Consider the following 22,334-nt stretch of genomic DNA (forward strand, 5'->3'; position numbering starts at 1 on the left):
TGAGAATTTATGAGCTCCACCGCCCCGCGGCGCATCGGTAAGAAAACCGGGCCGAAGCCGCAATTTACTGACGCCGATGCTATCCATGCAGCGCTTGAAATTGGGCTTTCTAGCTTCACGATGGCCGCGGTAGCCAAGCAGATTGGCGTTGTGCCTTCAGCGCTCTATCGCCGCTTTGAATCCCAAGTTGATCTCACCTTGGCTGCTATGAGTTACGTGGTGGACACGGAACTTAAGGGACCAACGGCTTCATCGTGGCAAGAAATTTTGCGGGAATACGCCCACTGCATGATCGATGGTTTTAAAGCTCACCCAGGATTGGCTGCCGCCATTTATAACACCCCAGGTTGCCACCTGGTGGTCATCCCCATGCTCAAGCAATACATTGAGGCCTTGAAAGCTCACGACTTTCCTGGCGATGAAGCCCGGATTAGTTTCGCCATTGATTTCATTGGCGACACCATCATCGGAACCACCATCGCTATCGAGGCCATGCGCGCAGCACAACACGATGGCAACACTGGCCTTGAGCACGCACGGAAGCTGTTTGCGGATCAGCCCATAGACCCAGCTAACTACTATCTTTCGCCCCAAGAAGGATGGACGGATCTTGACAGCATCATGCCCAAAGTTGAATTCATCATCGCTGGGCTCGAAGCGGGCATCGACGTAGAGTAGTTTCCGCAACTAAAAGTGTACTTTCGTACCCAATTTTACCGAACCCCTTGATTCCCCAGATTGGGAATGTATCCTCAAGTGTGAACGACGGGAAACATTAATCCGAAGAGGGGGATCTTTCCATGATTAACGAGATACCACTGGAAGTGTTGCTAGCAGCCACACTCGGAGTCTTAGCGCTACTAGCTGCTGCAAGCCTTGATCTCTGGCTCGCCGAAAGGAGGGTCCGGCTAGAGCGTGAAAGGCAAAAAGAGCTAGAAGAAGTAAGGCTGATTAAGCTCTTCAATCTCTTGATGCAGATCGAGGAAAATAACAAGAAGTTAAAATGAAAATCTTGGCTCTTGCCACTGAAGTTCCAGCACTGCTTGTCACCTGCGTGGCCTTTGTTATGGGCTTTAACAAAATCCATGGAGCTCAAATGATGCTTCGGGCGGGCGCCGATAGTGCACAAACTGCCGAAGCACTCCAGCTTATTGAGCAGGCACACGCAATGTTCACGGTGGCGGCTGTGTGCGGAAGCATCTTCGTAGTGCTGTTTATCATCCAGCTCATCCGCCATGCGGTTGCGAAAGAAGAGCACTACAAAGAGGCAGCCACCCAGGCACACGCCGCGGTCTAGGCTTCCCGATGGGGCTGGCAGTGCGGGCAGACCCAGATGATGCGCTCGAGCTCGCCTTCTTCACCGCCGGCATCGGGGCCGCCAAGTCTGTCTGTGTAGATTAGCGTGCCGCAACGCCTGCAGCGCTTGTGGTTTCTGCCAAAGACATAGGTGGTCTCCCCGGCGCGCCGCACGCCGGTGGTTACGCGCACTGGGGAATTTCTGTTTGCCCACATGATGCGGTGGGAGATGTCAACGATCTTCTCCACCAGTTCGGGCCCTATTACTGCAACGGGATCGCTGGGATGGATGCCAGCGATGAAGCAGGCTTCCACGCGGTATTCGTTGCCGATGCCCGCGACGTTTTTCTGATCCAGTAGTGCAGCACCAATGGAACGCTCGGGGCGGGCAAAGATGCGCGCAATCGCTTCACCCCTACCGCTGTGTTGCCACTGCTCATCCAAAATGTCGGGCCCCAGATGTGCGATATGGTCGTAATAGTTGTCAATCGGATAAACATCCACGTTGCCAAGGCTGTGGCCTACTACTTCAATATCGCGTGGGTTATTGGCAAGACGCAGGACAACGCGAGCACTAAAGCCAGGCTTGCGCCATTTGTCGCCTTCATAATGAATGGACCACTGCCCTTCCATCTTGAGGTGAGTGTGCAGAATCTGCTCCCCGAACTGCATGAATAGATGCTTGCCATAGGGCCACACGTTCTCGCAGTAATAGCCGGTAAACGTGGCTGTGGCATAGCGCGGTACCCGAATGGAAGTATGGGTGACTTCCCGTCCAACCATGAACTGCAATTTGTTGGACAGCTGAAGAACTGAATCGCCTTCAGGCATTAGCGGCGTCCCCTTCCACGAGGTGGCAAAGGTCCGCGGCGCGGGCGCATGGGACCAGAACGCCGTTGCGAATTCGAGGGTTCCTGATTGGACTCGCCATGGATTCGGTCGTCAGATGGCGGGTCATCAAAGCTGAGTTCCTCCAAAGCTTCGTTGAGGCTTCTGCCCCGGCGTGGGCTTCGCTCTTCGACCTCGGAGCCTGTCTCAGCTTCGGCCTCGGGCTCAAAGTCTGGCTCCCACTTTGTGGAGCCCGGCGCGCCCGGTGCACTCGCCGAGTCAGGTGTGCGCGGGGTGGAGGTTTTTGTGGCGAGGCGGATGCCGCGAGGGCTGATGCCGGCGCCGAGGGTGCGTAGTTGGTTGGCAATTGTGGAGTCGAAGATGGAGGCGCCGTTGGCTTTTTCGATAACGAGCGGGCTCAGGCGTCCGGTGAAAATGAGAGCCATCAGTGCGCGGTAAACGTATTCGAGGGCTTGGGCGTGATCGATTCCTTCGGGTAGTTGGTCGAAGAAGGTGGTGAGCGTTTTACCGCCGCGGGTGAGGTGGGCTGCACAGAGGCCATCGATAAGAACAACCAGCGCGCCGGCAGCACGTGCTGGTCCTTGTTGTGGCCATGGCAATGCTGCGCCGTAAGGATTAGCGGGGTCGCAGGCAGCAAGCACCACGATGTCAGGTGTGGTGGTGCCCGATGGCCAGCCGGTGATATCCGGGCTGTCGCTCAAACCACGCAGGCGGTCAATGACAGCCGGTGTGGAAAACTGCGCGGCGCCCAGGCCATCGATGACGTAGCCGCGCATGGCTTTGCCGGATTCTTCAAAACCAGACAGGACTTTATAGGCCAGAGCGAATCCACCGAGGACATCTTCAGAGACAACCGAGCCGCGGGTGACCACGCCATAGCGATCCAGCCAGGCTTCGCCTTGTGCAGCGGAACGGGCGGTGGCGTCGTGTGATGCGGGGATGGTCAACGCCCAGCGGCCATTCATATCCGGCGGGGTGGGGTTTGCGCGTTGGGTCTGTGCGAAAGAAGTGCGCCCCATGCGCAGGCGGGAGCGCTGCGGGCGACGCTTTTGCCGGTGCGCGGTGCGTCCTGAGCCCTGCGCGGAGAGGCGCGTGCGTATTGGGGCAAAGGAATCTGGGCTGACAAGTCCCATTTCTACCAGTCCCCAGAGTGCTTCGCGCACTTGGTCGGTGGTGGGAGTATCAATACCAGCGCCCACGCCAACGTCTAATCCGCGCTGCTCAGTGGTGGACGTATCCGCGACGCCTTGTCCCGCGTCCGCGCGGGCAATGTCACGGTAGATATCGGCGAAGAGGAATCCGCCGCCGCGTGAGAGCAGCGCGAGGATTGATTCTTGTAAGCCGGTGAGCCCTGAAAGTTCCTCATCGAGGATCGGAACTAGGCCCGCGGCATAATCAGCGGGCAGCAGCATGACCCACGGGTCGGAAGAACCGGCCTTGCCGGCGCCGACCACCAGTACTTCACCATTGGAGGTCAGCTCATCCAGCATTACTGGTGAGTAATCACCAACCCGTGAAGGCAGCACCATCGACTCCCAGGCAGATGCCGGTAGCCGCGCACCAGCAAGTTGTTCTACTACGGCATACACACCATCCGCACCGCGCAGAGCCGGCCGACGCATATTGCCAGTAGCTCCCTCAATCACCGGGGCCACGTTGTTCCAATCCGGCAGGAAGCGGCCAAAGGTCGCAGGTGATACCGGCTCAGTCTGCGCGCGTGCTTTAGCCAAAGAACGAGAGCGGATAACGCGCAGCACCTCATTGGCGCAGTACTCCACTTCATTAATGCCCTGGCGGTAATGACCCTCAATCACAGAATCCATGCTGTTCAACGAGGAATGGGCGATGGAGACGGACAGGGAGAAAGCATCGGCAAGTTCACGCAGCACAAACGGCCCTCTGGTGCGTGCCCACCGTGATACCAACTGATCCAAAGCATCATTAATGGTCTCCACCTGCGCGGGGATGCCCGGTGGGACGGGGATGCCCAAGCCATCACGAAGTAATGCGGCATCCTGAGCTTGGGCTAGGTGCACACGCCCGCCGATGCGAACCTCCATGATGCGCCGGCCCAGCTGCTGGTGCAGCGTCTGCAACGGCACATCGGTGTGCTCCCCCACATTGTCCACGGGGATGGGGCCAATGACCCGCAACATATCCGCAACCTGCTCACTGGTCTGTGCCCGGCGCGTGGCGTCGGTGCGCTGAAGTTGGGCATGCACTTCAGCAATGATCTCTGGTTCCAGCAACTCACGCAGCTCAACCGTGCCCAACAACTTGGCCAACAACGCCGGATCCAAAGCCAAGGCCGCCGCACGCTTTTCCGCCAGCGGACTATCACCCTCATACATAAACGCGCCGGTGTAGTTGAACAACAATGAGGACGCGAATGGCGAAGGCTGCTCCGTGGTCACCTCCGCGACGCGCACTTTGCGGTGGGCAATATTGCGGGTGACCTCCACCAAACTTGGGACGTCATAGACGTCTTGCAGGCATTCGCGCACCGTTTCCAAAATGATAGGGAAAGACGGATACTTGCGCGCCACATCCAGCAGCTGCTCCGCGCGCTGACGCTGCTGCCACAACGGCGAGCGCTTGCCCGGATTGCGCCGCGGCAACAGCAAAGCCCGCGCCGCACACTCACGAAACCGCGAAGCAAACAGCGCGGAACCGCCGACCTGTTCCGTCACGATATCTTCAATCTCATCCGGATCGTAAGCAAAAATGGACGCATCTGGCTCCGCCTCTCCCTCTGGCAGGCGCAGCACAATGCCGTCATCACCCGCCACCGCCTGGGCATCCATGCCGGTCCGCTCCGCCACCCGCGCGCCCACGGCCAAAGCCCACGGCGCGTTCACACCGCGACCGAACGGCGAGTGCAGCACAATACGCCAGTCCCCGAGCTCATCTTTGAACCGCTCCATCACCAACGTCGAGTCATCCGGGATCGAACCTGTGGCCTCATGCTGCTCGTGCAAAAAGGCGCGCAGGTTATCCTTCGCCCACGCATCAGTATGGGTAATCAGCTCCGGATTGGCGTGCGCCTCGCGGCGAAACGCGCCAATGGCTTGGCCTAATTCATAAGGCCTACCAGCGGCATCGCCTGACCAAAACGGCAAGCGGCCGGTATGCCCTGGTGCCGGGGTGACAATGACCTGATCGCGGGTGATGTCCTCAATCCGCCACGAGGACGCACCAAGGGTAAACACATCGCCAACACGCGATTCATAAACCATCTCCTCATCAAGCTCACCCACACGGCGCGGGGCACCCTCACCACCGGCGATGAACACGCCAAACATGCCGCGGTCTGGAATCGTGCCAGCATTAGTCACCGCTACCCGCTGCGCGCCGGGCCGCGCCGTCATCACACCGGTAATCCGGTCATAGACCACGCGTGGGCGCAGCTCCGCAAAATCGGTCGACGGGTACACACCAGAAACCAGGTCAATGACAGAGTCAAAGACCTCCCGCGCTAAATCGCGATACGGCCAGGCTCGGGTGACGGTGTCATACCAGTCATCGGCGGTTAGCCCCTCCGGGGCGGCAGATACCGCGGCGACGGTGTGCTGCGCTAAAACGTCCAAGGGGTTGGTGGGGATATGCAGCTTTTCGATGCCCCCTTCCACCATCTTCTGCACCACCACCGTGGTTTGCAGAAGGTCAGCTCTGTGCTTGGGATAAAAGGAACCGTGACTGGTAGCACCAACGACGTGCCCGGCGCGCCCGATGCGCTGCAAACCAGAAGCCACCGCCGGTGGGGATTCCACCTGGATGACTAGTTCTACCGCACCCATGTCGATACCCAGTTCCAAAGAACTCGTGGACACCACAGCGCGCAGCGCGCCTTCTTTGAGCATGGTCTCCGTCATCGCGCGCTCATCTTTAGATACCGAACCGTGATGCGCTCGCGCAATGACTGCCGGCGCCTTGCCGGCAACATCGACGGCTTTCATCAGCTGCGCTGGGTCCCGGCGCAGCTCCGGCGATAATGATTCCGGGTCATGAATAGACGCCCAGATTTCGTTCAACCGCGAGGTCAAACGCTCTGCGGTGCGCCGGGAGTTCACAAAGACCAGCGTCGATCGATGCTCCATCACCTGGTCATAAACAGACTGCTCAATAAACGGCCAAATAGAACTAGCCACCGGCAGCGCTGATTCGGCCGACGTTGCAGGATCCGCACCTGCGATTCCCAGCGGATCATCAACAGTGAGTTCCCCAATGGTGGAGCCTTGTTCCGGGGTGGGTAGATCACTCATGTCTTCTACGGGCACGTGGATATCTAGCTGCCACTTCTTCTTCGCTGGCGGAGCGATGATTTCCACCGGCCGTCCACCACCCAGGAAGTTCGCCACGGTTTCCAGCGGGCGCACCGTCGCCGATAGCCCAATGCGCTGGAACTCCCCTGCGACCTTCGCTAGGCGTTCCATGGTCAACGCCATGTGAACGCCACGTTTGGAGCCGGCAATAGCGTGGATTTCATCAATGATGACCGTATCCACTGATGCCAAAATGCCCGCCGCTTTTGACGTAAGCATCAAGTACGCCGACTCCGGCGTGGTAATCAGCACGTCCGGCGGCTTGCGCAGCTGCCGGTTGCGCTCTGACTGCGGTGTATCGCCTGAGCGCACACCGATAGAAATATCCGGCTCATCCACACCCAGACGCTGTGCCACGCGTGAGATTCCCGCCAGCGGCACACGTAGGTTACGCTCAATGTCCACGCCCAAAGCTTTCAGCGGCGAGATATATAAGACTTTCACCCCACCGTGGGAGGAAGTATCCGTGGCATCTTCCCGCTTAGCCACTGGCAGTGAGGTTTGGCCTTCGCGTTCCATGAGGTTGTTCAATGCCCACAAGAATGCGGCCAGTGTCTTACCTGAACCGGTGGGTGCTACCAGCAAAGCGTGACTGCCTTTAGAAATAGCATCCCAGGATTGTTCCTGAACTTGTGTGGGTTGAGTGAAAACATCCTCAAACCAACCAGCTACTGCGGGCTTGAAGCGAGAAAGGATATTTTTGGCCATGCCTTACTTTAACGCGATGGGTAGTCTTAGGAACTATGACAGTCCAGCTCTCTGATGCTCGCTTGACCAATATGATCGCCGAAGGTTGCGGCGAAATTCTGAAAGGTGTTCGTAAAGGTGGCCTCTTGCGTGGCCTTGCCCTCGGAGACGCCGGTGATGAACTGGCACAATCGTGGATTTCCCGCGTTCTAGAACAGCACCGCCCGGATGATGGATTCTTGTCCGAAGAAGCAGTTGATGACCTTGACCGCCTGGGCAAAGATCGCGTGTGGATCGTGGATCCGCTCGACGGCACCAAGGAATTCGCCACCGGCCGCCAGGACTGGGCCGTGCACATTGCATTGGTCATCAATGGCAAGCCGGAACATGCTGCCGTAGGACTGCCGGACTTAGGCGTGACCTTTAAGTCTTCTGATGTCCGCGCCGTTAAGGGCCCGCTGTCCAAGAAATTTGTAGTCTCCCGTAATCGCCCGCCGCAGGTAGCGGAATACATCACGCAACAAATGGGCTATGAAGCCGTGGGCATTGGTTCTGCTGGCGCGAAGGCCATGCACGTGCTGCTCGGTGATTATGACGGATACATTCACGCCGGCGGGCAGTATGAGTGGGATCAAGCAGCACCAGTTGGTGTAGCGCTGGCCTCAGGTCTGCACTGCTCGCGTCTTGATGGCAGCCCCATGAGCTTTAACAATGAGGACACCTACATCCCGGACTTGGTCATCTGCCGGCCGGAACTAGCAGATGAAATCCTTGAGCACGCAGCGAAGTTCGCAGCAAACAACCCAGGCTTCTAGACTAGGCAGCATGACAAACGCTACTGCAATAGCTACTCCCTACGAAGACCTGCTGAAGAATGTTTTAGAAAACGGCGCCGCTAAATCTGACCGCACCGGAACAGGCACCCGCTCCCTGTTCGGCCACCAGCTGCGCTATGACTTGAGTGAGTCTTTCCCACTGCTTACCACCAAGAAGGTCTACTTCCACGGTGTTATCGGTGAGCTGCTGTGGTTCTTGCGCGGTGAATCTAACGTGTCCTGGTTGCAGGAAAACAAGGTTCGTATCTGGAACGAGTGGGCCGATGACAACGGTGAACTCGGCCCGGTCTACGGCGTGCAGTGGCGTTCTTGGCCAACTCCCGATGGCCAGCACATTGACCAGATTCAAGGCGTGATGGATCAGTTGAAGAACAATCCTGATTCCCGCCGTATCTTGGTTTCTGCGTGGAACGTGTCGGAGTTGGACAAGATGGCGCTGATGCCGTGCCACTTGCTGTTCCAGCTTTATGTTGCCAACGGAAAGCTGTCGATGCAGGTCTACCAGCGCTCCGCTGACATGTTCTTGGGAGTTCCATTCAACATCGCTTCTTATGCCGCGCTGACCCATATGTTCGCGCAGCAGGCCGATTTGGAAGTTGGTGAGCTCATCTGGACCGGCGGCGACGTGCACATCTATGACAACCACGTTGAGCAGGTCAAAGAGCAGCTAGCACGCGAGGCCCGCCCTTATCCGCAGCTGAAGTTGAACAAGGCGAAGAGCATCTTTGACTACACCTTTGAAGACTTTGAGGTTGAGGGTTATGACCCGCATCCTTCGATTAAGGCGCCGGTTGCGGTCTAGGATGAATTCATGAGCTTTCTTGGTGCGATTTGGGCACAGTCCTTAGATGGAATCATCGGCGACGGCGAGCAAATGCCGTGGCACGTGCCAGAAGATCTGGCTCATTTTAAAGAAGTAACCCTGGGCAGCCCAGTGATTATGGGTCGGCGCACGTGGGAGTCTCTTCCAGAGAAGTTCCGTCCTTTGCCAGGGCGTGAGAATTTCGTGCTGTCCACCCGCCAAGCTGGTGAGTGGTCACAAGGTGCGACGGTGTTAAGCCGCCTGCCGGAGCTGTCTGAAGGCTGGATCATGGGCGGTGGGCAGCTCTATGCCTCCACTTTGGATCAGATGGACATTCTGGAAGTCACCCTCATGGGCGTCAATGTGGCAGAAGTCTATGGCGAGGATGCCGTGTACGCCCCACATATCCCTGAGGCATTTAGCCAAACCGCTGATTCCGGCTGGTTGACCTCTGCGAAGGGGCATCTGACTATACCGAATCAACCGGCCAGTGAGCTGCCCATCAAATATCGATTTATTAGCTATGAACGAAAGGACGCTGCCTAGAATGGCTGTAGCAACCCCTGAAACCACCGAACACGTCACTGTCTTCTTTGCTGATTGGTGCCCTTACTGTGCTCGTTTGCGCTCGGACCTCAACAGCTCTGAGACCCCTTATGCTGCTATTGACGTAGACAACGGTGCCGCGGGCAATGATGAGCTCAACGAGTGGATTAAGTCCGTCAACAACGGCAACCGCGTTGTGCCAACCGTGCTTTACTCCGATGGCACCCACGCAACCAACCCGCCGGCTGCCGATGTCCGCGCGAAGCTCGAAGAGCTCAACGCCTAAGTCCCCAGCTACTCCCCCACGATAATTATTGGTTAGTTGTCGTCTTCGCCGAATAGCTCCAGCATGTCCTTCGGGGACAGCGTGGTGTTTAGACCGGCGAGTTCTTTGGAGTAGATGGTCTTGAGGTAGTCATCCAAGGCGTCTTTGAGCTGCTGGGCATCAAATTTATTCAGCAGCATCAGCCGCTTGGATTCGCCTCCGCGCACTAGCTTTTCGATAGCCAGGGTTTCCACCCCATCCTCCGAAGACATAGTGCGCAGGGTAATTTCACGGCGTTGAACGTCGATGAATTGCGGTTCGGGTGTGCCAGCGGCGCCTTGTTGTGTCATACCCATCAAAGTAGCGCAACAAGGTTGTGGATACGTCAAATTTCTGTGTGAATCCTCCCCACCCGCACAACGTCACACTCATAGGCTTCACTTCCCCGGAAATTACCGTCCCGGTTTCGCGCCCGGTTTTATGCTCCGGAGAGCACTCGGGTAATCTAGAGACGTTCACAGCAAAGCTTCGCTGAATCCTTGTGGTTCGCGGTTCGGCTGTGAACGGCCCTGCCTTAGTAGCTCAGTGGATAGAGCACGGCTCTCCTAAAGCCGGTGTCGCAGGTTCGACTCCTGTCTAGGGCACAAATCCATGTCTAATATTTCGACATTAGAATCTAGGCCGCACACTTTCGTGCGGCCTTTTTCAATCACAACTAGTTCCGAAAAGTGACCATGACCTGAACTTTTACCCATATAATGTTGGCATGGAAATCGTTATAGTGAAGTCGGTCAGCGGGTATGGCTACCTTTGCCCGAATTGTGGAGCAACCGTCAAGTACATCCAAGGACGGAAGCGGCTTTCGCTCCATAATCTTCCCAGCCATCCGGGTAAAAAGTGCCCCGCGACGAAGATGACCGCCGAGCTTCAACTAGATCCCAATGCTTCAATAACAGAGTTTCCAAACCTTCTAGAGCGTCCTCTGGTTAAAGAACAACCAAAGCAAGCAAAGAAGCAACGACGCCGGAGAACCGTAGAAGGCAGGGATCCCCGGAGGCGTCGCACGCATTGGAGAGACGAATACGCCATTAAAGGCGAGGACTCTTGGGGAATTGACGACCTTGGCGAAGAAGGCGGCGAAATATCCGTCCGGGCACGTTCTGGAGGCAAAGTAGAAAGTCGCCGAACCAAGTACTAATCCAAAACAACGTGGCGAAACTATACCGGTTTCGGTAGAGTTCCGCCACGCTTTTAGAACTTACTGAGCAGAGTTGCCCGCTTGCTCGTTCTCGTTCCACACGGCCTCAAGCGCTTGCTTGAAGACTTCTTGTGGCTGTGCGCCGGAGACAGCGTACTTGTTGTTAAACACGAAGAATGGAACGCCCTGGACGCCAATCTGCTGAGCACGGTTGATGTCAGCCTGGACTGCATGATCGAGTTCCTCGTTGTCCATGTTGGCTAGGGCTTCGTCGCGGTTGAGGCCGGCATCGACAGCCAAGTCGGCGAGAACCTCGCGGTCTTCGACGTTCTTGCCGTCGGTGAAATATGCCTTGAACAGGTTCTGAATGACCTCGTGCTGCACGCCGTTCTTTTCAGCAAAGTGCGAAAGGCGGTGTGCGCGGCGGGAGTTGACCATCAGAGCGGTATCGAAGTTGTAATCCAATCCAACCTCGGCGCCACGTGCCGCAACGCCGGCGTTCATCTGCTCGAACTGTTCAACCGGAATGCCCTTTTGCTTCGCCACTGCCTCAGCAGATGGCAATGGCTGACCTTCTGGATAATCCGGCATCAGCTGGTAGCTGTGGTAGGTAATCTCCACGTCATCACGATGCGCAAAGTCCCCAAGCGCTAGCTCCAAATGCTTGTCACCCATCCAGCAAAATGGGCACATCACATCCGACCACACGTCGACGGTAATTGGGCTATTAGTTGTTTCTGCCTGGCTCATGAACAGTTTCCTTCCACATCGCACACGCCCACGTTCTCTTCGCCGAATGGCTGAAGAAACGTAAAAGGCTTGGGCGACTCGCTTGTTGCTGCGTCGCTCGTACCGTTGCTAATGACGTCGTTATTTACGTTATTTACGTTGTCTGTTTGATCCATTGTTTTCCACCTTATGAAGAATGGTTCACCATCTTCCAACGCCGGCGAATATGCTTATGTTCCAAAAAGTGAAAAGTATTTGGCACGCCGCTCCCCTTTCACATGACGTGCAGTTGGGGTAAGTTCTGTAACGGAAGTTACTGAAGTTAAGTCAGTAAATTAATGGTGGTTTGTTAGGAGTTCACTCGTGTCAGGACATGAAGCATCGAAAGGCGCTGCGCACTATTCGCGCCGCAACATTATGAAAGCCGGTGCCTTTGCCGCTGCTGCCGGCACTCTTGCCGTGGGCATGGGCACCTTTACCGCCTCCCGCGCCTCAGCACTGGGACCGATTCTGGGAACCGTTGTTGATTACTCTGCCGGCGTTCCCAGCGCTTCTGCCATGAAGGCTGCTGGACACCTCGGCGCAGTGCGCTACGTCTCCCAAAAGCGACCTGATGCCCAGTGGATGGCCGGCAAGCCAGTCACGCTCAAAGAGACCCAGGCGATGTCCGCCCAGGGGCTAGCCACCGCTTCTGTCTACCAATTCGGCCGCGCCGAAACCGCGGACTGGAAGCAAGGTGCTGCCGGCGCTGCAGTGCACGCACCCCAAGCCATTGCCATCCACCGCGCGGCTGGTGGCCCAACCGGGCGCCCCATCTACGTCGCCATCGATGATAACCCCTCCCGCCAGCAATACGACACCCTCATCAAGCCTTATCTCTTGGCACTCCAGACCGCCCTGCGTGCTGCGGGCTACAGCACCGGCGTATATGGCAACTACAACGTCATTGACTGGGCCATCAAAGACGGCATCGGTTCCTTCTATTGGATGCACGACTGGGGTTCCGGCGGACGCATCCACCCTCGCACGACCATCCACCAGCTGCCGCAAAGCAAGCAGCGCACCATCGACGGTGTCGTCGTTGACATCAACAATGTCTATGCCCAGGACTGGGGCCAGTGGAAGCCTGGCCAGTCCGGCGGCACAGTTCCGGGCGGCAACTCCGGCAACGCGGGAAACAGCGCCGGCGCTGACCTCTTGAACGAACTTAGCTCCGCCGTGCCAGGCATGGAAATTGGCGGTTCCTCTGTAACCTCCGAGCAGATCAGCCAAGCAACACAGATTGCTCAGCAGCTTGGTGGAATCATCGGCCGTTAATCGGTAATAACCGTCTCAGTCGGCACGGCGCTAGTTTCTGCGGCTTCGCGGGAATCTAGGAACCACGTGGTGGCTTCTTTCAGCTTCGTGCCGGAGACTTGGTTCCGCACCAGTCTGGTGAGGTCTCGTGCCGAGCCGTTCACCGACGCAGCCACAATAAAGTTCTCCCCGAATGACACCGATGAGTGCACCTGGCGGTTATTCGACCAGCCCCATTTCGTGCCAATCACGTTGCTCATCACGGCGGTGCCGAAGTCTTGTTCATAGCCATCAGCGGCGATCTCATCGGGTTGTGACATCGCCACGAGTATCGGATGGGTTGAATCTTCGTCTTTGAGAGCGGCTACGAACTTCACCACGTCGTAGGTGGACGTAAGTGAATTACCCCAGTAGTTGCCGGACTCCGTGGCGTATAGGCCGTATTTATCGGCGACCTCATCAATCGACTCAGGGTATTCCGCAAAGAGGTCTTCCGCGACGTCATCATCGGAAGTAGAAATCATGCGCAGCGCTTCGTACTTCTCCTCATTGTTTCCCTCATCGAGGACATAGTCCGCAATATAGAGCTTTGACAAACTCAGCGCGGGCCGCGCAAACTTCTCATTCGAGGTACCAAGATGCATGCCGTCGCTGAGACGAATATAGGTCAGCTGCGAACGTGCTTGATCAATGACAACCTCATCGGGCTCATTCGCGGCGACCCTCAACCGCTCTAATACAGACTTTGAGAGTGAATCTGAAGTAGCCGCAGCCTCCTGGTCCCCTCGCGTGCCTTGGACGCCCTCAGGAGCGCTTGCTGCGGTAGATTCGCCAGCGCTCGGAGCCGTTGCTCGGGCAGCGATCCATGTTCCCACCATTGCGATAGCAATGACCATCAGCACAGCTACGAATTTCAGCCAGCTGTTGGTGGCGCGAGGAGCATTAGATTTGCACACAGCTTAGATAATACAAAGACACCGTATGCATTGCGCATACGGTGTCTTGTTGCTTTCAGCTTCTACAGAACTTCTGGGCCCTGTTAGAAATTACTGGAGAGCTTTTAGTGATTAGTGGTCGACTGCAGCCTCAACACCAACACCAGTCAGGGAACGAACTTCCATCTCAGCAGCAAGTGCTTCGAGGTTATCTGGCTTACCAATCAAGGTGCCGATGTAACCGCACAGGAAGCCCATTGGGATGGAAACCAGACCTGGAGAGGTCAGAGGGAAGATGGACCAGTCAGCGTTCGGGAACATCGCGGAAGGTGCACCGGAGACTGCTGGGGACAGGAAGATGAGTAACAGACAGGAAATCAGACCACCGTAGATGGAAGCGACAGCACCAGTGGTGTTGAATCGACGCCAGTACAGGGAGTACAGGATGGTTGGCAGGTTTGCAGAAGCTGCAATTGCGAATGCCAGGGACACCAGGAACGCCACGTTCTGAGTCATCGCGAGGATGCCAAGGATAATCGATGCGATACCCAGGACAACAACGGTGATGTGAGAAACTCGAACCTGCTCTTCTTCAGAAGCGGTACCGTCACGCAGAACAGCGTCGTAGATGTCGTGTGCAATGGAAGCGGAAGCGGTAATTGCCAGACCAGCCACAACAGCCAGAACGGTTGCGAATGCAACAGCGGAAATAATCGCCATGAAGACGGTGCCGCCAACTTCCAGTGCAAGCAGCGGTGCTGCAGCGTTTGCGCCACCAGGTGCTGCCAGGATGCGGTCCGGACGTACCAGTGCTGCTGCGCCGAAGCCCAGAACCAGGGTGATCAGGTAGAACAGGCCAATGATGCAGATTGCCCAGGTAACGGAGCGACGTGCTTCAGTAGCGGTAGGAACGGTGTAGAAACGCATCAGAACGTGTGGCAGACCAGCGGTACCAAGAACCAGGGACAGACCCAGGGAGACGAAGTCAATCTTGGAAGTGGTGGTTGCACCGTACTTAAGACCTGGCTCCATGATGCGGGCTGCCTCGTAGCCGCGGTCAGCCGCAGCCTGTGAATCAGCGTGGGCAGCAATAGCCTGGTCGAACAGGGCGACAAAGCCACCCTTGATTGCGACGAATACCAAGATACCCATGACGACAACACCGGAAACCAGCAGAACAGCCTTAATCATCTGCACGTAGGTGGTACCCTTCATGCCGCCGATCAGGACGTAGACAATCATGACAACGCCGACGACGCCGACGACAACTGCCTGCCATACGAACTCGTGGATATTCAGAAGAACGGAAACCAGGGAGCCTGCACCTGCCATCTGAGCAATCAGGTAGAACAGGGAAACGAACATGGTTGCCAGAGCAGCAGCCACACGGACTGGCTTTTGGCGGAGACGGAAAGACAAAACGTCCGCCATGGTGAAGCGGCCAACGTTACGCAGTGGCTCTGCAACGAGCATCAGAGCAACAAGCCAAGCAACGAAGAAGCCAACGGAGTAAAGGAATCCGTCGTAGCCGTTTAGGGCAACCGCGCCAACAATGCCCAAGAAGGATGCTGCGGAGAGGTAGTCACCAGAAATTGCAAGACCGTTCTGGCGACCAGAGAAGGTACCGCCACCGGTGTAGAAGTCAGATGCTTCCTTGGTGGACTTGCCAGCACGCAGAACCAATGCCATGGTCACGATCAGGAAGACCAGGAAGACCGAGATGTTTAGAATCGGGTTACCGGTTGAGTACTCAGCCTCTTGGGCAAGAATAATTGGGTTCATTGTTCTTAACCCTCCATTTCTTCACGGATTGCAGCCGCTTGAGGCTCAATATTCTTATTGGCGTACTGGACGTACAGCCAGGTAATCAGGAATGTGGAAACGAACTGCAACAGGCCAAAGACTAGGCCCACGTTGAATCCGCCACCAATTTCAATCGACATAAAGTCATGTGCAAAAACTGCGGTCACCACATAAAGCAAGTACCAGACCATGAAGGCCAGGGTCATTGGGAAAGTAAACTTACGGTATGTACTCCGCAGCTTTTGAAACTGCGGACTCTTTTGCATAGCAATGAACTCATCTGCCGATGGCTCACGACGCTTGCGCGGAGAGGCTGTAGCACCAGTCATTGGTTTCTCCTTGAACTTTCAATTAGTCATATCTAGTCAACGACTAGATAAGCTTTCTTTTTTAGTCGGACTTGTGCCGAACCCCAGTGCCAGGGATCACATTCCGGCCTGTTAAGTAAGCTACCGAACAAAGCCTGTTAGGGTGAAGACAAAGTGAGTAAAACTATTCTTAGCAGAAACTTGCACCCCCGAAAATCGTTCTGACCGGCACTTGTTACAACTAGCAAATCACCCCCGAAATTGGCGATTCGTCACTTTGCCAACTTTGTTAAGGCACGTTTTGCAGTGAATCTGGCCACAAGTTAAGACGTTTTCGAACAGTTTTTAGGCCACCGTCGATGATTTTGACATACTCCTCCGATGGTTTTGCTAGGAGAAAATTCGCACCCTTCACGTTGTTCCCACGGCATGAGAAATCCTCTGCAGTACTGAAGCTCTGCAGAGGATTTCTGTGAAGTTATTAGCAGCGGGATGTCTTAAGCGTCATCGCCTGGCCAGACTCTTGGGTCATTGCCAGAACGTCCCTCAGGGTTGTTAAGAGAGTCCATGATTTCCATCTGGGAACGTGAGAGCTCAAAATCCTTAGCACCCAGGTTCTCAATCAGACGCTCACGGCGGGAAGACTTGGGAATGATCACGATGTCTTTCTGCATCAGGTAGCGCAATGCCACCTGCCCGGCAGAACGCTCAAGCTGCGCGGCGATCGCCTTGATGTCCGGGTTGTTCAGAATCTTGCCGCGCGCAAGCGGTGACCATGCCTGGGTGATGATTCCATGCTGCTTATGGAAATCCAGCAGCTCTGGCTGGCGGAAGGTTGGGTTGAGCTCAATCTGATTAACAACAGGAACGATGCCTGTTTCCTTCATTAGCTCTTCAAGGACTTCTTCATAGAAGTTAGCGACGCCAATGCTAGCGATCTGCCCCATTCCCTGTAGACGAGCCATCTCTTCGAAGGTCTCGATGTATTTTCCGCCTTGTGGCCATGGCCAGTGCACCATGTAAAGATCCAAGTAGTCCAAGCCGAGCTGATCCAGCGAAGTCTGGAACGCCTCGCGTACCTTGTCAGCCCCGTGGTGATCATGCCAGACCTTGCTGGTAACAAAGAGCTCATCGCGGGTAACATCACCGGAAGCAATAGCGTCATTGAGTGCTTTACCCAATGCTTCCTCATTCTTGTACAGGGTTGCCGTATCGAAATGGCGGTAGCCCAACTCAATCGCTTCACGCACTACCGAGATGCACTCTTCATCACGAAGTTTGTACGTGCCGAGGCCGATCTGCGGAATCTCACGCTCATCATTAAGAGTCAACGAAGGAACTGGAACACTGTTTTTTGAAGTCATGGTTCTATTGTGCCCCGAAGTGACTCTGTTGTGTGCCAAATCCAGCTATTAAGGTGACCACTTCCAAAATCGAGACTTCTCACAGGCATGAAAAATCCCTGCTACCACAAAGGGATGCGAAACAGGGATTAAGAGGAACTCAAATCAGAGCGGCAGTGAATTAGCCTGCATTGATGAGGTCGATAACGAAGACCAAGGTGCGGCCGGACAGTGGGTGCCCGCCACCTGCTGGGCCGTATGCCAGCTCTGGTGGGATGGTCAGCTGACGGCGACCGCCAACACGCATCCCTGGGATGCCTTCCTGCCAACCTGAAATCAGGCCGGTCAGAGGGAATTCGATGGACTGGCCACGGTCCCAAGAGGAGTCAAACTCCTGGTTGGATTCATACTCGACGCCAACGTAGTGAACTTCAACTACTCCGCCAGCCTGTGCCTCAGCACCGTCACCAACGATAATGTCTTCAATGACCAGTTCTGCTGGTGCTGGTCCGGTTGAAGCTTCAATGATTGGCTTATCCATAAAGTAAACATCTCCTTGACGTTGTGTCTAATTGCGCCTGTTGCTTAAACATGACGTATTCGGGCTTTCCGAACTTAGACAGGCAACAACTTCATCCATTGCATTTGTGCCGATTGTCATGAGGACATCTTCAACAGCACGATTTTTCCTAGCTTGAGGGCGAGGATTCAAGTGCGCAATGTTGAAGGCATCAATGGATTAAGTTGTCGGCATAACACTCGCCCCGAAATTGAAAAAGTCGAATCAAGCTCCTCCAATTATAAGGGAGGAAGCTGATTCGACTTAATTATCGAGGGCAAATGCCCGAATGGTAATGCAAATGTTATGAAAATTAGCGCACGACCGTAAGGCAGTTAATACCGCGAAGCGTCTAGCGCTCGGTGCGAGGAACGAATGCGCGAGGAGCTTCACCGGTGTAGATCTGGCGAGGACGGTTGATCTTGGTGTTCAGCGCCAGCTGCTCACGGTACTGTGCAATCCAGCCTGGGAGACGGCCGATTGCGAACAGTGCGGTGAAGAATTCGGTTGGGAAGCCCATTGCGCGGTAGATCAGGCCGGTGTAGAAGTCTACGTTCGGGTAGAGCTTGCGGGATACGAAGTAATCATCACCCAATGCAATCTCTTCCAGCTTCATAGCCAGATCCAGCAGCTCGTCGCCGCCAAGGTGCTCAAGAACCTCGTGTGCGATGTCCTTGACGATAGCCGCACGTGGGTCGTAGTTCTTGTAGACGCGGTGACCGAAGCCCATCAGGCGAACGCCCTTTTCCTTGTTCTTCACGCGATTCATGAAGTCGGTTGCGTCGCCACCGTGGTTGTTCTTGATGTCTTCCAGCATCTCCAGAACTGCGGAGTTAGCGCCACCGTGCAGTGGGCCGGACAGTGCATTGATGCCGCCTGCAATGGAGACGAACATGTTTGCCTGTGCAGAACCGATCATGCGAACGGTAGATGCGGAACAGTTCTGCTCGTGGTCGGCGTGCAGGATAAACAGCTTGTCCAGAGCCTTAGAAACGATTGGGTCTACCTCATATGGCTCGGTTGGGTAACCGAACATCATGCGCAGGAAGTTCTCACACGCGTTCAGGGAGTTATCTGGGTACATGTAAGGCTTGCCCTGAGACGCACGGAATGCGTAAGCAGCCAACATTGGAACCTTAGCTAGGAGGCGAACAGTTGCCTTATCTAGCTGCTCCTCATCCAGAGGATCGAGCTGATCCTGATAATAGGTGGAGAGAATGTTCACGGAAGAAGCGAGCACAGCCATTGGGTGTGCGTCACGTGGGAAGATGTTGAACTGAGCCTTGAAGTCCTCATCCAACAGAGTGTGGTGACGGATGTCGTTGCTGAACTTGTTCAGCTGCTCTTCGGTCGGCAGTTCGCCCTTGATGAGCAGGTAAGAAACCTCGTTGAAGGTTGCGTTCTGCGCGAGGTCTGCGATGTCATAACCGCGGTGGCGAAGGATGCCCTCTTCGCCATTGATGAAAGTAATCTTGGACTCGGTGGAGCCGGTAGCGGTGTAACCAGGGTCAAAGGTAACCAGTCCGGTTTCATTGCGAAGCTTGGAGATATCAAAACCATTGTCGCCCTCAGTCGAGGTCTTGATGTCCATTTCGTACTCGCCACCCGGGTAGGAAAGCTTTACCTTGTTATCTTCGGAAGCCACGTAGGTGTCCTTTCACTTTATTGTTAAGTGTTTCGCCGTTTATAACACTAGGCACGTCATAACACTTGCACTGCGTTTCACTAGTATTTCTTTACCTACTCTAGCAAGATTTGCGAATTTTCCCTTGCTAGCAGAACGATCGTCCGGTTAGCCTGCGCCGTTTGTGTTACGCCTAACCCCATTTGTGGTAGGGGATACGTCACCCACCAAGGTATTTTTCGCTAGTTTTAATACATTTCATTTCATTTGCGGATTGCTTCACTTATGGACGCCTGCATGATTTAGACCACTTTTGGTGTCACATAATATTCCAAACCCCGTATACTCCTACCATGACTAACCCGGATTACAAGCTCTCCCCTGATCTCATTCCTTCCGATGGACGCTTTGGCTGTGGCCCTTCCAAGGTCCGCCAAGCTCAAATTGATGCCGTGGTCAACGGCGCACAGGACGTCATCGGCACTTCCCACCGCCAGGCAGCAGTCAAGAACGTTGTTGGTGAGGTCCGTGACGGATTGTCTGAGCTGTTTTCCCTGCCAGAGGGCTACGAAATTGTTCTGTCCCTCGGCGGCGCGACCGCGTTCTGGGATGCCGCGACCTTCGGCCTCATCAACAAAAAGTCCGCTCACTTGAGCTTCGGTGAGTTCTCCTCGAAGTTCGCAAAGGCTTCCAAGCAGGCCCCTTGGTTGGATGAGCCTCAGATCGTAGAAGGTCCAGCAGGCACGTCCCCATCACCAGCTGAATTGGCTGGCACCGACGCAGACGTTGTCGCTTGGGCACACAATGAAACCTCCACGGGCGCGATGGTTCCTGTCGCCCGTCCAGAGGGCCTCAGTCCTGACCAGCTGGTAGTTGTGGATGCAACCTCCGGCGCAGGTGGTTTGCCAGTGGATATCTCCCAGGTAGATGCTTATTACTTCTCCCCACAGAAGTCTTTCGCATCCGATGGTGGCCTGTGGCTGGCTGCAATGTCCCCTGCTGCCATCGAGCGCATCGCGTCCGTCAAGGATTCCGGCCGTTTCATTCCTGCCTTCTTGGATCTGCAGACCGCGGTGGACAACTCCCGCAAGAACCAGACCTATAACACCCCAGCTGTTGCCACCCTGCTCATGCTGGCGGACCAGGTCAAGTGGATGAACAACAATGGCGGCTTGGCTGGCATGGTTGAGCGCACCGCCCAGTCTTCCTCCACCTTGTACAACTGGGCTGATGCACGCGAGGAGACCACTCCTTATGTCGCTGATGCAGATTCCCGTTCCCTGGTTGTGGGCACCATCGACTTCGATGACTCCATCGACGCTGCAGTAATCGCGAAGGTTCTGCGCCAAAACGGCATCTTGGATGTTGAGCCTTACCGCAAGCTGGGCCGCAACCAGCTGCGTATAGGCATGTTCCCTGCCATCGATCCAGCAGATATTGAGATTCTGACCCGTGCTATCGATTCCATTCTGGAAGCTGGAGTTGCTACTAAGTAGTCACATGAGTAACAACTTGTAGTTCTATCTCTACACACGCACCAAAATGCGCCGTCGCTGCCAAGCTTCGGCGCATTCCTGCGTTAAGGTGGTGGTTATCTGCTTCACAGTGGATGTGTTCTGATGTCCCCGCAAGCTTGAAGGAGCGCGAAGACCATGCGTGAGTTGTTCGTCAACTACAGCGACTCCACGAAGACCTCCTTGGTTCTGGAAACCGAGGAAGGCGACGAGTTCTTCGTCGCTGTCACTGAGGAATTGCAATCCCTTTTGGATGATTCCTCTGATTCTGGATCGCACAATGGACTGTCCTCTATTTCTCACTTGGCACCCGCCGCTGTCAGCGACGATCCCGATGGTGATGACGCCGAGGATGCGGAGGCAGACTTCGTAGCGAGCGATGAGGAAGCGACCGCTTCTAATGTCTCTGAGCTTGCAGCTGAAGAAGGCTCCACCGAGGACGAGGTTGAGCAGCCGGATAAGGCTGATGCACCTAGCGCAGCCTCAGCGCCGGTTCATCATGGTCCGCGAATGGTTAGCAATGTTTCCTCTGAGCAGGGTTCACGTCCATACTCCGATGCTATGACGATGCGCCCTGCAGAGATTCAGGCACGCGTGCGTGCTGGTGCTTCTGCTGCAGAGCTTGCCGATGAAATGGGCATCGCCGAATCTCGGGTTGAGCCTTTCGCATACCCAGTCATGCTGGAACGCAACAACATTGCGGAACAAGCAAAGCAGGCGCACCCAGTCCGTGAAGACGGCCCAGCGAAACTGACACTGTGGGAAATCTTGGCTACATCCTTCGCTGCCCGTGGTCATTCATTATCTGATGCTGAGTGGACTGCATACCGCGAGCAGTCCCAGCCGTGGGTCATCAAGGTCAGTTGGAAGGCTGGCTTGTCTGAGAATGAAGCACTGTGGACCTTCAAGCCTTCCATGTCGTCTCCTTCCACCGCTGAAGCCCGCAACTCCGTTGCAGCGGATCTCACCGATCCAGATTTCGTGCAGCCAGTTCGTACGCTGACATCCATCGGCCGTGGTTCCCGTTATGACGAGGCCATCGATGGCCCGGCATCTGCAGATGGCCGTCCACGTTTGGCCCCAGTCGGCGAAGAGTATGACGACGCTGAACTGCACGAGCGTGACGATGACACCCCTGGCGTCTATGACCAGGAAGCTGATACCTCTGACCTTGATCCTGAAGATTTAGAGGGCACGTTAGCTGAAGATGCACCTGCTGCTGGCAACGGTGCGGACCACGGTGAGGAATCGGCGGAGTCCGATGCGGATGAATTCTTGCAGCATCCAGATCCGGAAAAGCAGCCGACGAAGCGCCGCCGTAAGGCAGTAACCCCGCATTGGGAAGATGTCCTTCTCGGGGTACGCGCTAATACAAAGCGTCCACGCAGCTAATCCTCCCCTTTTCTAGTTCAGGGTGATTAG

At 55.5% G+C, this 22,334-nt stretch carries 20 protein-coding genes and 1 tRNA gene; 11 read left to right on the top strand and 10 right to left on the bottom strand.

The window, feature by feature from the left end; all coding sequences use genetic code 11:
* The first annotated feature begins 9 nt into the window (after nt 1-9).
* The 3 genes from CCASEI_RS10125 (at nt 10) to CCASEI_RS10135 (ending at nt 1,297) form a co-directional block, all read left to right on the top strand.
* The gene (locus CCASEI_RS10125; RefSeq protein ID WP_025387914.1) at nt 10-678 is read left to right on the top strand and encodes a TetR/AcrR family transcriptional regulator; all 669 of its coding nucleotides are present in this window, start codon (nt 10-12) and stop codon (nt 676-678) included.
* A gap of 122 nt (nt 679-800) precedes the next feature.
* Entirely contained in the window at nt 801-1,007 is a 207-nt protein-coding gene (locus CCASEI_RS10130; protein ID WP_006822972.1) for a hypothetical protein, read from the top strand.
* A complete protein-coding gene (locus CCASEI_RS10135) occupies nt 1,004-1,297 on the top strand; it encodes a hypothetical protein (protein ID WP_006822971.1) in 294 nt (97 codons plus the stop codon). Before CCASEI_RS10130 ends, CCASEI_RS10135 begins: the two co-directional genes overlap by 4 nt.
* Here the strand turns inward: CCASEI_RS10135 and CCASEI_RS10140 are convergent.
* Together CCASEI_RS10140 and CCASEI_RS10145 are read right to left on the bottom strand one after the other, a co-directional pair.
* Nucleotides 1,294-2,127: a DNA-formamidopyrimidine glycosylase family protein gene (locus CCASEI_RS10140; protein WP_025387915.1), complete on the bottom strand. Its 834-nt coding sequence runs from the start codon at nt 2,125-2,127 to the stop codon at nt 1,294-1,296. The two genes, CCASEI_RS10135 and CCASEI_RS10140, sit on opposite strands and share 4 nt — an antisense overlap.
* The gene (locus CCASEI_RS10145) at nt 2,127-7,175 is read right to left on the bottom strand and encodes an ATP-dependent helicase (protein WP_025387916.1); all 5,049 of its coding nucleotides are present in this window, start codon (nt 7,173-7,175) and stop codon (nt 2,127-2,129) included. The genes CCASEI_RS10140 and CCASEI_RS10145 overlap by 1 nt, the downstream gene beginning before the upstream one ends.
* Before the next feature lie 35 nt (nt 7,176-7,210).
* On the opposite strand from CCASEI_RS10145, the gene CCASEI_RS10150 reads away from it, so the two are divergent.
* Genes CCASEI_RS10150 through CCASEI_RS10165 form a run of 4 tightly spaced genes read left to right on the top strand, consistent with a single transcriptional unit; the run spans nt 7,211 to nt 9,624 of the window.
* Nucleotides 7,211-7,969, top strand: coding sequence for a 3'(2'),5'-bisphosphate nucleotidase CysQ (locus CCASEI_RS10150; RefSeq protein ID WP_025387917.1), 759 nt, complete (start codon nt 7,211-7,213; stop codon nt 7,967-7,969).
* A gap of 10 nt (nt 7,970-7,979) precedes the next feature.
* Nucleotides 7,980-8,792 carry a thymidylate synthase gene (locus tag CCASEI_RS10155; protein WP_038574654.1) on the top strand — a complete coding sequence of 271 codons (813 nt, stop codon included), beginning with the start codon at nt 7,980-7,982 and terminating at the stop codon, nt 8,790-8,792.
* Nucleotides 8,793-8,801: 9 nt separating this feature from the next.
* The gene (locus CCASEI_RS10160) at nt 8,802-9,338 is read left to right on the top strand and encodes a dihydrofolate reductase (protein ID WP_025387919.1); all 537 of its coding nucleotides are present in this window, start codon (nt 8,802-8,804) and stop codon (nt 9,336-9,338) included.
* Between the two features lies 1 nt (nt 9,339).
* A complete protein-coding gene (locus CCASEI_RS10165; RefSeq protein ID WP_006822965.1) occupies nt 9,340-9,624 on the top strand; it encodes a mycoredoxin in 285 nt (94 codons plus the stop codon).
* A 32-nt stretch (nt 9,625-9,656) separates the two neighbouring features.
* Here the strand turns inward: CCASEI_RS10165 and CCASEI_RS10170 are convergent, their stop codons facing one another.
* Nucleotides 9,657-9,953, bottom strand: coding sequence for a hypothetical protein (locus CCASEI_RS10170; protein ID WP_025387920.1), 297 nt, complete (start codon nt 9,951-9,953; stop codon nt 9,657-9,659).
* Nucleotides 9,954-10,174: 221 nt separating this feature from the next.
* On the opposite strand from CCASEI_RS10170, the gene CCASEI_RS10175 reads away from it, so the two are divergent.
* Nucleotides 10,175-10,247 (top strand) — tRNA-Arg (locus CCASEI_RS10175).
* Nucleotides 10,248-10,861: 614 nt separating this feature from the next.
* On the opposite strand, the gene CCASEI_RS10185 is transcribed toward CCASEI_RS10175, so the two are convergent.
* The gene (locus CCASEI_RS10185) at nt 10,862-11,551 is read right to left on the bottom strand and encodes a DsbA family oxidoreductase (RefSeq protein ID WP_025387922.1); all 690 of its coding nucleotides are present in this window, start codon (nt 11,549-11,551) and stop codon (nt 10,862-10,864) included.
* 342 nt (nt 11,552-11,893) lie between these two features.
* Between CCASEI_RS10185 and CCASEI_RS10190 the strand changes: the two genes are divergently transcribed.
* Nucleotides 11,894-12,847 carry a DUF1906 domain-containing protein gene (locus tag CCASEI_RS10190; RefSeq protein WP_025387923.1) on the top strand — a complete coding sequence of 318 codons (954 nt, stop codon included), beginning with the start codon at nt 11,894-11,896 and terminating at the stop codon, nt 12,845-12,847.
* Here CCASEI_RS10190 and CCASEI_RS14485 read toward each other — a convergent pair.
* The 6 genes from CCASEI_RS14485 to CCASEI_RS10220 form a co-directional block, all read right to left on the bottom strand.
* Nucleotides 12,844-13,782: a hypothetical protein gene (locus CCASEI_RS14485; protein ID WP_025387924.1), complete on the bottom strand. Its 939-nt coding sequence runs from the start codon at nt 13,780-13,782 to the stop codon at nt 12,844-12,846. The two genes, CCASEI_RS10190 and CCASEI_RS14485, sit on opposite strands and share 4 nt — an antisense overlap.
* A 111-nt stretch (nt 13,783-13,893) precedes the next feature.
* On the bottom strand, nt 13,894-15,543 hold the full coding sequence (locus CCASEI_RS10200) for a solute symporter family protein (protein WP_006822956.1): 1,650 nt from the start codon (nt 15,541-15,543) through the stop codon (nt 13,894-13,896).
* A gap of 5 nt (nt 15,544-15,548) precedes the next feature.
* Nucleotides 15,549-15,893, bottom strand: coding sequence for a DUF485 domain-containing protein (locus CCASEI_RS10205; RefSeq protein WP_006822955.1), 345 nt, complete (start codon nt 15,891-15,893; stop codon nt 15,549-15,551).
* A 476-nt stretch (nt 15,894-16,369) separates the two neighbouring features.
* On the bottom strand, nt 16,370-17,236 hold the full coding sequence (locus CCASEI_RS10210) for an aldo/keto reductase (RefSeq protein ID WP_025387925.1): 867 nt from the start codon (nt 17,234-17,236) through the stop codon (nt 16,370-16,372).
* Nucleotides 17,237-17,396: 160 nt separating this feature from the next.
* A complete protein-coding gene (locus CCASEI_RS10215) occupies nt 17,397-17,756 on the bottom strand; it encodes an FKBP-type peptidyl-prolyl cis-trans isomerase (RefSeq protein ID WP_006822953.1) in 360 nt (119 codons plus the stop codon).
* 370 nt (nt 17,757-18,126) lie between these two features.
* A complete protein-coding gene (locus CCASEI_RS10220) occupies nt 18,127-19,419 on the bottom strand; it encodes a citrate synthase (protein WP_025387926.1) in 1,293 nt (430 codons plus the stop codon).
* A 332-nt stretch (nt 19,420-19,751) separates the two neighbouring features.
* Here CCASEI_RS10220 and serC point away from each other — a divergent pair, with 332 nt between their 5' ends.
* Both serC and sepH read left to right on the top strand, forming a co-directional pair.
* The gene (gene serC, locus CCASEI_RS10225) at nt 19,752-20,894 is read left to right on the top strand and encodes a phosphoserine transaminase (protein ID WP_025387927.1); all 1,143 of its coding nucleotides are present in this window, start codon (nt 19,752-19,754) and stop codon (nt 20,892-20,894) included.
* Nucleotides 20,895-21,050: 156 nt separating this feature from the next.
* The gene (gene sepH / locus CCASEI_RS10230; protein ID WP_025387928.1) at nt 21,051-22,304 is read left to right on the top strand and encodes a septation protein SepH; all 1,254 of its coding nucleotides are present in this window, start codon (nt 21,051-21,053) and stop codon (nt 22,302-22,304) included.
* The last annotated feature ends 30 nt before the right edge of the window (nt 22,305-22,334 follow it).

This window comes from Corynebacterium casei LMG S-19264 (genome assembly GCF_000550785.1).
Classification (GTDB): domain Bacteria; phylum Actinomycetota; class Actinomycetes; order Mycobacteriales; family Mycobacteriaceae; genus Corynebacterium; species Corynebacterium casei.